This window comes from Staphylococcus sp. AC872 (assembly GCF_979255425.1).
In genome coordinates this window covers 255,462-270,497 of sequence record NZ_CEEDKW010000001.1, presented here as the reverse complement: position 1 = coordinate 270,497, position 15,036 = coordinate 255,462, and the positions used below count along the sequence as shown (strand labels likewise).

The 15,036-nt window shown below is 32.6% G+C and carries 12 protein-coding genes; 7 read left to right on the top strand and 5 right to left on the bottom strand.

Going from position 1 to position 15,036, the window contains the following annotated elements:
* The first annotated feature begins 213 nt into the window (after window positions 1–213).
* The 5 genes from ACZ267_RS01415 (at window position 214) to ACZ267_RS01395 (ending at window position 4,689) form a co-directional block, all read left to right on the top strand.
* Window positions 214–1,617 (top strand): MFS transporter, encoded by a 1,404-nt coding sequence (locus ACZ267_RS01415; RefSeq protein WP_047211059.1) that lies wholly within the window; start codon window positions 214–216, stop codon window positions 1,615–1,617.
* A gap of 153 nt (window positions 1,618–1,770) precedes the next feature.
* Window positions 1,771–2,703, top strand: coding sequence for a 2-dehydropantoate 2-reductase (locus tag ACZ267_RS01410; protein WP_002466456.1), 933 nt, complete (start codon window positions 1,771–1,773; stop codon window positions 2,701–2,703).
* Between the two features lie 106 nt (window positions 2,704–2,809).
* Window positions 2,810–3,259 (top strand): GNAT family N-acetyltransferase, encoded by a 450-nt coding sequence (locus ACZ267_RS01405; protein ID WP_047211058.1) that lies wholly within the window; start codon window positions 2,810–2,812, stop codon window positions 3,257–3,259.
* Between the two features lie 66 nt (window positions 3,260–3,325).
* On the top strand, window positions 3,326–3,799 hold the full coding sequence (locus ACZ267_RS01400) for a DUF1440 domain-containing protein (protein WP_047211057.1): 474 nt from the start codon (window positions 3,326–3,328) through the stop codon (window positions 3,797–3,799).
* Between the two features lie 38 nt (window positions 3,800–3,837).
* Complete coding sequence (locus tag ACZ267_RS01395; protein ID WP_047211056.1) at window positions 3,838–4,689, top strand: NAD-dependent epimerase/dehydratase family protein; 852 nt, start codon at window positions 3,838–3,840, stop codon at window positions 4,687–4,689.
* A gap of 63 nt (window positions 4,690–4,752) precedes the next feature.
* Here ACZ267_RS01395 and yidC read toward each other — a convergent pair whose 3' ends face one another.
* Window positions 4,753–5,565, bottom strand: coding sequence for a membrane protein insertase YidC (gene yidC, locus ACZ267_RS01390; RefSeq protein ID WP_047211055.1), 813 nt, complete (start codon window positions 5,563–5,565; stop codon window positions 4,753–4,755).
* A gap of 141 nt (window positions 5,566–5,706) precedes the next feature.
* Window positions 5,707–7,215: a serine hydrolase domain-containing protein gene (locus tag ACZ267_RS01385; protein WP_047211054.1), complete on the bottom strand. Its 1,509-nt coding sequence runs from the start codon at window positions 7,213–7,215 to the stop codon at window positions 5,707–5,709.
* A 254-nt stretch (window positions 7,216–7,469) separates the two neighbouring features.
* Between ACZ267_RS01385 and ACZ267_RS01380 the strand changes: the two genes are divergently transcribed.
* Window positions 7,470–9,299, top strand: a complete 1,830-nt coding sequence (locus ACZ267_RS01380; protein WP_002466462.1) for an APC family permease — start codon at window positions 7,470–7,472, stop codon at window positions 9,297–9,299.
* A gap of 66 nt (window positions 9,300–9,365) precedes the next feature.
* Here ACZ267_RS01380 and ACZ267_RS01375 read toward each other — a convergent pair whose 3' ends face one another.
* Both ACZ267_RS01375 and ACZ267_RS01370 read right to left on the bottom strand, forming a co-directional pair.
* Window positions 9,366–11,549, bottom strand: a complete 2,184-nt coding sequence (locus ACZ267_RS01375; RefSeq protein ID WP_047211053.1) for a cation:proton antiporter — start codon at window positions 11,547–11,549, stop codon at window positions 9,366–9,368.
* A gap of 125 nt (window positions 11,550–11,674) precedes the next feature.
* The gene (locus ACZ267_RS01370) at window positions 11,675–13,078 is read right to left on the bottom strand and encodes an amino acid permease (protein WP_047211052.1); all 1,404 of its coding nucleotides are present in this window, start codon (window positions 13,076–13,078) and stop codon (window positions 11,675–11,677) included.
* A 355-nt stretch (window positions 13,079–13,433) separates the two neighbouring features.
* Between ACZ267_RS01370 and ACZ267_RS01365 the strand changes: the two genes are divergently transcribed.
* Window positions 13,434–14,243 (top strand): metallophosphoesterase, encoded by an 810-nt coding sequence (locus tag ACZ267_RS01365; protein WP_047211051.1) that lies wholly within the window; start codon window positions 13,434–13,436, stop codon window positions 14,241–14,243.
* Window positions 14,244–14,298: 55 nt separating this feature from the next.
* Here ACZ267_RS01365 and ACZ267_RS01360 read toward each other — a convergent pair whose 3' ends face one another.
* Window positions 14,299–14,913, bottom strand: coding sequence for a C39 family peptidase (locus ACZ267_RS01360; protein ID WP_015364716.1), 615 nt, complete (start codon window positions 14,911–14,913; stop codon window positions 14,299–14,301).
* Between the last annotated feature and the right edge of the window lie 123 nt (window positions 14,914–15,036).

The window sequence follows — 15,036 nt, the reverse complement described above, 5'->3', positions numbered from 1 at the left end:
ATATAGATTTATATATACAAATATTCTAAATATTAAAAGAAATTAAAGGGTAAAGGTAAAGAAGTATTAAATCGATTTATATAAACAGATTAATAATTTAGACAAATAGAAGGAAAGAGATTGTTATTAAATCAAAGGTCATAACATTAAGTCGATTTAAAACCAAGTAAGTAAAAGTTGGAAAGTGTTTTTTGTAGGAGGAATTGATATTTTATGAACAAAGCTTCAAGAGAATTTGAAGGAGATAATAGGCTTCTTCTTGGTATCATTTTAGGTGTGATTACTTTTTGGTTATTCGCACAATCACTTGTGAATCTAGTTGTCCCTTTGCAATCTACATATCAAAGTGATATCGGTACGATTAACATAGCAGTCAGTCTTACAGCTTTAATGTCAGGCTTATTTATTGTAGGTGCTGGTGACTTTGCCGATAAATTTGGTCGTGTGAAAGTCACATACATTGGACTCGTTTTAAATATCATCGGTTCCTTGTTAATTATTATCACGCCATTAACACCATTTCTAATTGCTGGAAGAATATTTCAAGGATTGTCTGCTGCGTGTATTATGCCAGCAACATTAGCCATTATTAATCAATATTATATAGGTACAGCGAGACAAAGAGCGTTAAGTTATTGGTCAATTGGATCATGGGGTGGTAGTGGTATTTGTACACTCTTTGGTGGCTTAATGTCAACGCACTTTGGTTGGAGAACCATCTTCATCGTTTCTATTGTATTAACATTATTATCAATGTATTTAATTAAACATACACCTGAAACAAAAGCTGAACCAGTTATCACTGAAAATGGTGAGAAAAAGAAATTCGATATTGTTGGCTTAATGATCTTGATTATTTGTATGTTAAGTATCAACGTGATTATTACGCAAACATCTAAACTAGGCTTATTCTCACCAATTATTTTAAGTCTAATTGTGGTATTCATTGTTTCACTTATCGGCTTTATTATGTATGAAAATAAGATTAAATATCCTTTAGTAGATTTTAGTTTGTTTTCAAATAAAGGATATAGTGGTGCAACAGTTTCTAACTTTATGTTGAATGGTGTTGCAGGTGGGACACTCATTGTTGTTAATACCTACTATCAACAACAATTAGATTTTAATGAATCACAAACAGGTATGATTTCATTAACTTATTTGATAGCAGTATTAATTATGATTCGTGTAGGTGAAAAGATACTACAAGCACTTGGTCCTAAACGTCCTTTATTAATGGGTAGCAGTATTACTGCACTTGGTTTAGTATTACTGTCATTAACGTTTTTACCAGAACCTTGGTATATTACGTCTAGTGTCATTGGTTATTTATTATTTGGTACTGGCCTAGGTATCTATGCCACTCCATCTACAGATACAGCTGTAGCACAAGCGCCTGACGAAAAAGTGGGTGTTGCTTCAGGTGTTTATAAAATGGCATCATCTTTAGGTAATGCATTTGGTGTTGCTATTTCAGGAACGATATATGGTGTATTTGCATCACAAATGAATATGGAGTTGGGTGGTTTTATGGGTGTAATCTTAAACGCAGTCATTGCCATCATTGCATTCTTTGCCATATTATTATTAGTTCCAAAGAAAGCAAGAAATTTATAATTACTAGTGAAAGGTCGAAACGAAAAAGTTTCGGCCTTTTTTATAGCATTAATTCTAATGTTAGAAAATTATGAAAATTAAGTTATGTTCATTGACGATGTTAGTCTTAAATAGTATTTTAAAGGTAACTTTATCGAGGAATGAGGGATTGGAATGAAGATAGCTATTGCAGGTTCAGGTGCATTAGGAAGTGGATTTGGTGCTAAATTATTCCAAAATGGATATGATGTAACGCTAATAGACAGTTGGGAATCACATGTTAAGGCAATTCAAACGAATGGATTACACATAGATATTAATGGTGAACATTGTCATTTAGAAATACCAATGTATGATTCTAGAGACATACCTGAAGATGTGTTATATGATGTTGTATTTTTATTTCCAAAATCAATGCAGCTTAAAGAGGTGTTAGATTATATACAACCACATATAAATCAATCAACCATAGTAGTATGTACGATGAATGGGCTAAAACATGAGCGTTTGATTGAGCAATATGTCGAATTACCACAAATTGTGAGAGGTGTAACAACTTGGACAGCAGGTATCGAAAGTCCAGGTTATACGCATCTAATGGGTAGTGGCCCAGTTGAAGTAGGTGCATTAGTTACAGAGGGTACTGATAACGTAAAAACAATCGTAGACATTTTGAATCAGGCAGAGCTAAATGGTGTATTGAGTGATGATTTACATCAATCTATATGGAAGAAAATTTGTGTGAATGGGACAGCCAATGCACTATGTACAATTTTAGAATGTAATTTAGCAACGTTAAATCAAAGCGATGATGCTAAAAACCTTATTTATAAAATTACCCAGGAAATTGTGCACGTAGCAACGATTGATGATGTACATTTGAACTTAGATGAAGTGTTTGAATATCTCATCGACTTAAATGATAAAGTAGGTCCACATTATCCTTCGATGTACCAAGATTTAATAAACAATCATCGTAAAACTGAAATTGACTATATTAATGGTGCGGTTGCTCGTTTGGGAATGGAACACCATATCGATGCACCAGTCAATCATTTCGTAGCTAATATGATTCATGCTAAAGAACAACAATTAGATGCACAATAAATGTAAGAAACCTTTTATTAAGCTTATAAGCAAAATCCATGAATTGCTTATAAGCTTTTTTAAACTGAAAAATGACGTGTGACATTCTAATATTTGAGGTGAGTATATGATCGTTAATGAATTAGAAAATACGGTGGTCAAAAAATATATGAATTTACTATTATTAGCAGATCCTGAAAAACAGGCAATAGAACAATATATTAATCAATGTCAGGTCTATTTACTTAGTGATCATCACCAATCCCAAACACTAGCTATTGCAGCAGTAGAAAAATTATCTGATGCAGAGATAGAGCTGAAAAACATTGCTGTTCATCCTTTATATCGCAGAAAAGGACAAGGTACTTACCTAATGACATGGTTATTTAATAAATATCGAAACATGACAATGTATGTTGGTACTAGTGACACTGAAAGTACGCTCAACTTTTATTATCGATTAGGCTTTGAAGACTATGATATTAGAAAAAATTTCTTTATTAGCCAATATGAACAGCCTATTTATGACAATGGAAAATTGCTCAAAGACATGAAAATACTTAAAAAGGTTTTATAAATTGTGTCTTAAGTAAATATGAAAGGGTAATGATAAAAGGAAAGATAAGTTTAAGGAGATGTTTGTATGTCTATATCATACAAGAAAGTAATTATGACTGGTCTGGTTGGTGGCTTCTTAGGAGGCGCTGTTAAAATGGGGTGGGAAGCGTTATTACCACCTAGAACGCCAGAACGTGATGAAGAGCCACCACCAATGACAATGCTTCATCAATTAGGTTTACCGGAGAATGTTAAATATGCAAGTTATCATTATAACGGTAATCAGATTCCACTCACAATAATGGGTGTTCATTATGGATTTTCTATAGCGAATGCATTAGGGTATGCACTACTTGCAGAAAAATGTCCTCAAGTAAAAGTATTAAGAGGAAGTATTTTTGGTGTGTTAGTAAATATAGCCTTTCATGAATACCTACTACCAAAATTATCATTAACACCTAAAGTAGAAGATTTACCTAAAGAAGAAAGGTTTTCAGAATTGCTTGGGCATATTATTTGGATGAATACGATAGATTTTGTACACTCGTCTAGCAAGTAATTAAATACCCCCTATATAAATAGAGAAAAGGTGAGACTATGAGTAAAATATTTGTAACTGGTGCAACTGGTTTAATCGGTACCAAATTAACAAAAAGATTATTAGAAGAAGGTCACGATGTAGCTGGCTTTACAACATCTGAAAATGGTAAACATAAATTAGAATCAGCAAATGTCAAAGCGTATGTCGGAGATATTTTGAAATACGATACGATTGAATCAGCAATTGCGGATTTCCAACCAGAGATTATTATTAATCAAATTACAGATTTAAAAAATGTAGATATGGCAGCCAATACTAAAGTTCGTGTCGAAGGTTCTAAAAACTTAATCGATGCAGCTCAGAAATACAATGTTAAAAAAGTCATCGCACAAAGTATAGGCTTTATGTACGAAGCAGGGGAAGGCCTTGCTACAGAAGAAACACCATTAGATTTAGAATCAAGTGGTGACCGTAAAGTAACAGTTGATGGTGTAATTGGACTTGAGGAAGAAACATCTCGTATGGATGAATATGTTGTATTAAGATTTGGTTGGTTATACGGACCTGGTACATGGTACGGTAAAGATGGTATGATATACAATCAATTCGTAGATGGTAACGTTACATTATCAGATGGCGTTACATCATTTATACATCTAGATGATGCAGTTGAAACATCTATTCAAGCTTTAAACTTTGATAATGGTATTTATAACGTGGCAGATGACGAACCTGTTAAAGGATCTGACTTTGCAGAATGGTATAAACAACAATTAAATGTTGATCCAGAAATTAACATTCAACCTGCACAACCATTTGAACGTGGTATTACTAACGATAAGTTCAAAGCACAAGGTGGTAAATTAATTTACTCAACTTGGAAAGATGGAATGAACCCAATTAAATAGCGTATATGAAAAAGCACGACTTAGCCTAATGGTTTAAGTCGTGCTTTTTACTATGAATGAGTTTTAACGTTGTTCTTTATGTTGCTCTAATGATTGTCTTAGTTGTTGGGCTTCTGACCGTCCAACCTTGGCATAATGACGATGCGCAAAATGCATTTGGATGATTAGAAATGCCGCACTTACCGACCAATATAGTCCTAAAGCTGAAGCGGAATGTAAAGATGCATAAGTAATGAAGATAGGTGATAAAATCATCATCACATAATACGTTTTACGTTCATTTTTAGGATAATGAATTGAATTCACTAAAGGTTGAATCAAATACATGAGTGCTGCTATTAGCGTCATCATAATATTCGGTTCGGTTAAATTAAACCATAAAAAGTGTGGATATTTTGTAATACCATCACTACTTGGATATTTTAAACTCATATATAATCCCATAAGGATAGGGATTTGTATAATGACAGGTAAACAACCGATGATATTTTTAAATGGATTGATACCATATTGTTGATATTTCTTCATCAATAGTTGATTTGCTGCGTTTCGTTCCTCTTGAGAATCTGCTTCTTTAATCTTCTCTCTAATTTTATCAATTTGTGGTTGAACGACCTTCGTTTTCTCACGCATGATATGCATATTTTTTACTTGAATAAGCATAAAAGGTAATAAAATAAAACGCACGATTAAGACAATAGCTATAATAGCTAAACCGTAGTTATAATTAAATAATCGGCCAAATAAATGTAATAACCGATCCATAGGTTGTACAAATGTATTATAAAACAATCCTGTACGATTATCAGATTTTGAATAGTCACATCCTGATAAACATAAAACAGTGATTAATAATAGAGAAATTCGTTTGGCCATCATTGACTTCCTTTTCATATGAAATATCTTTGTTTTAAAGGTATGAAATCAATCATTACATACAATTTTAATCTAATATAACAAACTTTGAACATCGTTTTGGTTACTTATTCTTAACTGTTCATTTTTTAAACATAAATGTTAGTTAGAATGAAGTGTGCGTTTCTGACTTAAAATGATGATTACAAGTAATATAGTAATTAAGATGATACAACTATAAAAGCTAAATAAAGCCCATTTTGCGTGTGCAGGTAACCATGTCATCACAAACGACCAACTATTATTGCCTAAGACAAAGTACGGTAATAAATAAATCGCAACACTTATTAATACGAATACTATCATGACTAAAATAAAAGCATATAGTGAAACTTTGCTTCTTTGGACCATGTATTTGCCGTGTTTGATGGCAAATAAGCGACGTAAGATAAAGTAGAGACTTATAATAACGCCTATCATGGATATGATAGAGATGATGACGTTCATATTGTGAGCTTGATCTATTTTTGTCTCAATCGTTGTATAGTGTTTGTGGTTCATGACTTGTGCATTCAAATGGTCAGCGAGTTGTGTTACTTTATTAGAATTCATATTTGCTAATACGACGATACCATATGATTTTTTAGGATTGAGCAATATAACTGATGAATAGTTATCAAGTGTACCGGTATGGTATACATAATCTGCGTGTGAATTAGTGAACCATCCAGCAGCATAACCATTGGCATCATCTTCACCTTGTGATTCATTTATTGTTTTTTGAGAGGCTTTAACAATATCTTTTGTTTTAGATGATGGTGCTAATTGCATTTTAATCCAATGTTCTAAATCCTTTGTATTAGACATTAAAAAGGCTGAAGGTGTATCGCCAATATTGAATGAAGGTGCACTTTTTTTAATCGTTCCACCTGATTGTTCATAACCAACGGCTTCGTGCTTATTTTTAGAGTTTGTCTTTTTAAATGTTGTGTGTTCCATATGTAGCGGCTCTAAAATATGATCTTTAATATACGTGTTGTAAGATTCTTTAGATACGTTCTGAATAATGAGACCTAATACATCGTAATTCATATTGGAATATTCAAATGTGTCTCCAGGTTTATGATTGAGTTCCTTGCCTTTGATACTTTGAACTAAATTTTTGATAGAGTCACCATATACCTCGGTTTGATCCTCACTTGTAATATCTGCGGGTATACCACTTTTCTGACCAAGCAATTGTTTAATCGTGATGTCTTGTTTTTTACCATCGTATTTCATATAAAAGCCTGGAATATATTTAGATACATGATCATTAAGGCTAAGTTTGCCATTTTTAGCTAATTCTAAAATGGCATATCCGGTAAATGCTTTGGTATTTGATGCAATTTCATATCGTGTTGTAGGCTTTGCTTTAATTTTCTTCTCGACATTTGCATAACCGTAACCTTTATTTAAAAAGACTTTGTTATCTTTTATGATTAATATTGAAGCGCCAGGTATATCGCCAGATTTCATGTCTGATTTTACAATTGTATCAATATAATTTTGAGACGATTGAGTGAGTAATGTTTCATTTTTATTATATGCCCAAAAATGTTTCGTAATGATTACAGCAATGAGTATGGCAAACATCATTATGACAGTGATGATGAATGGTTTCTTTTTCATGATTCTAATCCTTTATTATTTAATGTTGTGTCGTTGTTAATTTTGTGTAATTTATTATAGCAGGTTTTGAAATGTTTTAGCGAGTTAAAGGATTTATTTTATGAATAACAGATGATTAGAAAAATGAATGAATAAAAAGTGTTATAATACTCTAAAGTAGTATATAGTTAGTAAAAAGATATAGTGTTAACCTATACAATTTTCAATGTTGGGAGTATAGTTTATCCATCAACATACAAAGAGGTAGTAGTGTTATGTTTAATCAAATTAAAAGACTTTTAATTGGGCGTCCCAAAAAGAATAGGGACTTGAAAAACGAAAAAATCACTAAATTTAAAGCATTAGCCATTTTATCATCAGATGCATTATCATCAGTAGCTTATGGTCCAGAACAGATATTAATTACATTATCTGTTGTAGGCGCAGTAGCGTCTTGGTATACATTACCTATTGCTGCAGGCGTTCTGATTTTATTAGCTGCATTGATATTATCATATCGCCAAGTGATATATGCTTACCCTAAAGGTGGCGGAGCATATATGGTATCAAAAACGAACTTAGGAGAGAAATGGGGACTTCTTGCTGGTGGTTCGTTATTGGTCGATTATATTTTAACCGTAGCAGTTAGTATATCCTCCGGTGCAGATGCGTTTGTAGCTGCATTTCCAAATTTATATGATTACAAAGTACTCATAGCATGTTTATTAGTATTAGTTATTTTGATATTAAATTTAAGAGGTCTAACTGAATCGGCTACTGTGTTATCTTATCCAGTGTACTTATTCATAATTGGATTGGTTGCATTAATTGTAGTGGGAACGTGGCGTGTTGCAACAGGTGACATTCAACCCCATATGCAATCTTCAGTAGGAACAGCAGTACACGGCGTGACACTCTTTTTACTATTAAAAGCATTTTCTTCAGGGGCTTCTTCTTTAACAGGGGTAGAGGCTATTTCAAATGCGGTGACAAACTTTAAAGACCCAGCACCTAAAAATGCTGTAAAAACGTTAGTCACAATGGGTAGTATTTTAGCATTCCTATTAGTAGGTATCGTAGGATTAGCTTATGTATATGGCATTATGCCACAGACTGAGACTACAGTTCTATCACAATTAGCAACACAAATCTTTGGTGACAATGTGGCATTCTATTTTGTACAAGCTACAACAGTATTGATTTTAGTATTAGCAGCAAATACTGGTTTTACAGCATTTCCAATGTTAGCGGCATCTATGTCTAAAGATAAATACATGCCTAGAATGTTTACAGTTAGAGGGGACAGATTAGGTTATTCTAACTCAATTCTAGTGTTAGGTATTTTTGCGATTATATTAATTATCTTATTTAAAGGTAAAACTGAAAATTTAATTCCATTATATGCAGTAGGTGTGTTCATTCCATTTACATTAGCGCAATTTGGTATGGTATTAAAATGGTTTAGAGAACGACCAAAAGGTTGGCAGGCTAAATTAGCAGTTAATACATTAGGTGGTACGATAACATTTGTAGTATTTATGATATTCTTGATTACTAAATTCAGTCATGTTTGGCCCATTTTATTATTCTTACCATTCTTCGTATCTGTATTTGTAAGAATTAAAATTCATTATCGTAATGTCGCAGAGCAATTACGTTCTGATTTAGATGTCCATGACGTACCAGTAGTAGATCGAAGTTTAGCGATTGTACCGATTATGAGTATTACGACTGTGGTTGATAAATCAATTTATTATGCACAAATGTTAGCGAATAATGATGTGATTGCAGTGCACGTTTCATTTGGTGATGAAGATGAAAAAGCATTCCAAGAAAAATGGAAGCAACACTTTCCTGACGTAAGACTTATTATTTTACATTCAGAATATAGAAGTATCATCAGACCGATATCGCGATTTATTGATAAAATACATCGCAAAGCCGAAGATCAAAATTATTTAATCACGGTGGTTGTTCCGGAATTTATTCCTAAGAAACCTTGGCATCATTTATTACACAACCAAACGAGTTTACGATTAAAAATGCATTTAATATATCAAAAGAACGTGATACTATGTACAATTCCATTTAAACTTAAAAAATAAATTAAAAAGCCGTCGCACTCATCAATTATTTAATAAGTGCGACGGCTTTTAGTTTGAGACATATAGTTAATATTTCTCTGCAAATACTATTTCATTGTAGTTGATATTTTCCCGTAATTGACTTGCCACTTTACGTGATAGTTGATTACGTTTAATTAAAGCATCTAAATATTCACGTTCAGCATAAATAGCTTGGAGGTGAATATTTTGTTGCGCTTCAGTTGTTAATTCTTTAGAAGTTTGGTTTGATTTATCTTTATTTTTATTACCTTTACGTCGATTACGTAAGGCACGAGATAAGTTGTGATATTGATCAACAACTAAACTTACTTCTAACACGTTTGAAGCATTTTGCTCTTTTTGCATACGTAAAATAATATGATGATTAACGATACGTAAAATTTGTTGCACCTTTTTCAAATCATTTTGATAAACTTTTAACATTTCTGTACGGTCAAGTTGTGCTTCTTCATTGTGATGTTGCGAATTATTTTCAGTTTGATTTGATTTGCTTGGTGAGACATGATCTTTATGAGCATGTTCCTTTTTAAATCGATCATACTCTTGTTTACGTAAATTCTTTCTTGCTTTAAAACGAAGATAGAACATTTTAAAGAAGCGTGAAATTTTCTTTACAAAAGAAGCTTCTTTATAGGAATTAGTAAGTTCTTTAACATTTCTATAGTTATTCAACTCTTGTGAATTGATCTTGCCTTTATTGATAAGTCTTTCTAATGTGGCAGTTTCTTCTTCCTCAGCAATTTCTGCTAAACGATGTAATTCTTTAGTATTTTGATTATCTGGTTCTGCATTAATTAGGAATGACATTTCTCCATAATATTGTGTTAATACAGGTCTATAATCAATGTCTTTATTCTTTTCAGATAGTTCTTTAAGGCGACTTATAACCGCTTGCATAATGAAAATTTTTGCTGATTGATAGGTCATACCTTCATTTTCTGTTGATTTCTCTGATTCTGTGATGAAAGGTAATACCACTTGCGCCATTATTAAGCTGATAAGTACCATTAATGAAGCGATGAATAATAAATCATTTCGATACTCGAAGGTTTGGTGGTTATTGATAATCGTTGGCAATGTTAAGGCCATGGATAATGAAATTGTTCCGTGTATACCACACATTGTCATAATAAATGAATAACGTATACGGCTTGGTGGTTGTTCTTCAGCGATATCCGTGTCTTCCAAGTAACGTTGTAAGTGATTTGGATAATAGAAATCTTTGTATAGTAAGAACACCCAGATAAAACGAACAACATAAATAGCTAGTGCAATAAGCAAACTAATCAATATTAAGAATTTAATATTATCTGGTTCTACTTTGATGATTTGGATGACAACTTCAGGAACGATGAATCCCAATACCACGAATACGAATCCGTTTAGGGCATAACTCAACGTATTCCAAATTTGCGAGTAGCTCATTTGTAGTTCAGTTTGTGCACGAATGAGTCGATCGCGTTCCCAACCATGTAAAAGACCTGCAACAACAACTGCGATAATGCCTGATGCATGGAACAACTCTGCAATAAAGTAAACAGCAAATGGTGTAAGTAATTGAATGAATGTTAAAGTATTATTGTCTTTCATACCTTTGTTAGCAGTTAAGTAAATACGTAATCTGACAACCACTGAACCTACAATAATTCCAATTAAAATACCAATAATTGTAGACACGATAAATTGCTCTATCGCATTTACAGCTGAAAAGGCACCTGTGACTAAAGCTGTAACAGCAATTTTAAATGAAATAATACCGGCAGCATCATTTAAAAGTGATTCACCTTCAAGTATGGACATTGATCCTTTAGGTAAGACTTTCCCTTTTGTGATAGCTGATACAGCAACTGCGTCTGTTGGGCATAGAATTGCTGCAATAGCAAAGGCAGCTGGCATTGGTAAATTAGGCCAGATCCAATGAATAAAGAAACCTACACCAATAACGGTAGTAAATACTAAAGCCATAGCCATTAGAATAATTGGTTTTTTATATTCAAGTAATTTCGTTCTTGAAACATGCGTACCTTCAACGAATAGTAAAGGTGCAATGACAGCCATCATAAAGACCTCAGAATCGAAATCAAAATGAATGGGGATAGGTAAGGTGAAGATGGCCACACCTAACGCGATTTGTATAAAAGCAGTAGGGATTTTAGGAAATCGATTATGTATAATCGAACTAATCACTACTGCAATTATAAAGATAATAAAAGCTTCTAATAATTCCATAGAAATCTCCTTGTAATAATGATATATATTATTCTACCTTATATTTTCACATTTACAATTTAAACAAATTAGACAAAAAAAGGTATAATCGACAAAATCGATTATACCTTATAATAATATAATTATTATGTGTTTTCTACGTGTTTTTGATCAGATAAGCGCTGTTTTTCAGCTAAGTCTTTAGCGTTATTTTTATACTTTTTATAGTAGAAGTATAAGAAGATGAACCAGAATGGTGAAATAAAGATAGCAGCTCTAGTATCATCACTAAAGAATAATAAAATGAAAACAAATGCAAAGAATGCTAATACAACGTATGCTGTAGCTTGTCCTCCAATCAATTTAAACTTATTATCTTTATGTTCTTGTGGATTCTTTTTAACATAAATGATATAAGAAACAATAATCATTGCCCATACAACTAAGAACAATACTGTCGATAGCGTAGTGACATATATAAATAATTGAATGGCATCTGGAAAGATAAAGTTAAGTAGTGCTGCGACCAATAAAGTAAATGATGACACGAACATTGATAAGTAAGGAACACCATTTGAATTGGTTTTACTTAACACTTTTGGTCCTAGACCTTGTTTAGATAAGCCGAATAGAATACGACTGTTTGAATAAATACCACTATTTGTCGCAGAAGCGGCAGCTGTTAATACTACGAAGTTAACAATACCAGCGGCAAATGGAATACCAATCAATGTAAATAATTTCACGAATGGACTGCTATCTGGATCGATACCATTCCATGGAATGACAGACATGATAACGAGTAGTCCACCAATATAGAATAATAAAATACGAATAGGTACGTTATTGATAGCTTTAGGAATCGTTTTCTGAGGATCTTTTGTTTCCCCAGCTGTAACCCCAATTAATTCTATACCTATAAATGAGTACACAGCAATTTGGAATGACATTAAGAACCCAAATGCACCATGTGGGAACATACCGCCATGTTTAACTAGGTTAGTAAATGATGCATGCCCGTAATGTGTTTTGAAAGAAAAGAATATCAATACTAAACCTACAATAACCATAGCGACAATTGTAACTACTTTAATAATTGAGAACCAGAACTCTAATTCTCCAAATAGTCTTGCACCGAGTAAGTTAAACGAAATTAAAATTAATACAATGAATAATACTGTTAGCCAGTGAGGTACTTGTGGATACCAAAAGGCGAAATATTGTCCCATTGCTGTTAAGTCAGACATACTCGAAACAATCCAACAAATCCAATAAGTCCAACCAATCACGAAACCACCGAAAGGTCCGATGTATTCATTGGCTATATCAACAAATGAATTGAATTTCGTATTACTTAATAATAATTCCCCTAAAGCACGCATAAAAGCAAAAAGTATCATTCCGATAATCATATATGTGAATAACAGAGAAGGTCCTGTAAGTGAAATCGTCTGTCCAGAACCTAGGAATAGCCCCGTACCAATTGCACCCCCAATTGCAATTAATTGGATATGTCTGTTATTCAACTCTCTATGTAGTTGTCTTGCCATAATGTTCCTCCTCAGGAAAGCAAAATAAACATTTTTGTGAAAGCGTTTTCTTTTTATTAATACTATAGAAATAGTTGTAATAAAGCAATTAATTTTCAAAATATAAGTAAATACATTTATTAGGCTTTGTATGATAAATATTACTTATGACTTTTTTGAATAATCACATAATTCTGTTAAATAGGGGTACTTTCAATAGTAATTAATTTTCGAAAACATAACTATTATAAAGATAAAATAATAATTTTTGAAATGATATGGTGATAATGATTATCAATCATAGTTTTTTGAATCAAAAAAGAGATATGTAATAATGATTAACAATGATAAATAATATGTGAAGAAGGAATGTAAAATGAGAATAGGTGCGATTTCAGATTTACATGTTGATCGACACCCCAAATTAACCGTGCAACATTATTTGGATAGTTTAGTTGATGTGGTAATCAAAAGAAATATAGAGTTACTCGTCATTGCAGGTGACATTTCAAATGACTATCGACAAGTGATTCAATTTATCAATGACTTAAAAGAAACGCTAAATATCCCAATATTATTTGTACCTGGGAATCATGATTTATGGTCTGATGGTACAGATAAAAGTTCACAAGACATTTTCGACATTTATACACAACAAGACACGTGTTTGATTAAACAACCGTATATTATTAATGATGATTGGGCAATAGTGGGGCATACAGGATGGTATGATTACTCATTTGCTAATGACCAATTTTCATTCGAGAAATTAGAACGAGGTAAACATTATGGTGCAACTTGGCAAGATAAAGTGAGAATGGATTGTGATATGACGGATAAAGATTTGTCATTACAAGCGGCGCAACAAGTAGAATCGGATATAGAACAAGTTGGCACACGTAAGATTATTTTAGTAACACATGTTGTTACACATCCTGCTTTCGTAGTGCCAACACCACATCGTATTTTTGATTTTTTTAATGCTTATATCGGAACCAAAGACTTCAATCATATATACCAAACTAACAATATTCAATATAGTATTATGGGGCACGTTCATTTTAGAAAAACTTTGATAGATAAGGGTATACACTATTTATGTCCATGTTTAGGATATCAACGTCAATGGCGTACAGATGATATTTCTCAGGAAATGAATCATGCACTAATGGACTTTATCATTTAAAAATCGCTAACACTCAAAATAATAGTGGGTGTTAGCGAAGTGTTTTTGATATTGATTATTTAGGATCAACGTATAAACACATGCGCCCTGGGGCATTAAAACTGCGTTCCATTTTAGATTTCTTAATTTTAATGATTTGTTTTTGATTAGGGAAGATAGCTGGAACAATAACACCTTTCTTTATATGACTCCATAGTGGGTCTATATAATAATAGTGTTGATCATCATAGCCAATTAGTAATGTGACATGGATATTCGAAACCAGACGAATTTTACGACCATCAAATTTGAAGCTACGACGCATTGGTCGAGCACCTAAACTCGTATGATAAATCACAATAGGTTGTCGTTTATCAATGATCTTTTCTAATTCAGCCAAGCTAGTACCTGTGCCGTCAATGATATGTGAGTTGTATTTTTGTAAAAACGGAACATAGGCTTTTGGGAAAATGGTTTGGTGATAGCCAAATTTAACAAGTAAATGATGACCAACATAACCTTTATATGGATTGTTTGGGTGGGTGGGCCAATTTTTCATAATGTCTGTAGCTTTAACAGGTTGTTCATTATAGTGAAGCATCATAGACGCTGATACGCCTTCACAGCCCATAATCATTGGTATTGGAAATAACTGACTCATCGGTTTAACAGGTAAAATAGTTTGGTTCATCGTTAATCTCCTTCGACTTAAATACACTTTAAATAATATTCAATATTATATACCGTGCACCATTTTTTGGATAATGATATGTTTAGAAATAATCATTTTAATGTTATTCAATCCCAAGATAGG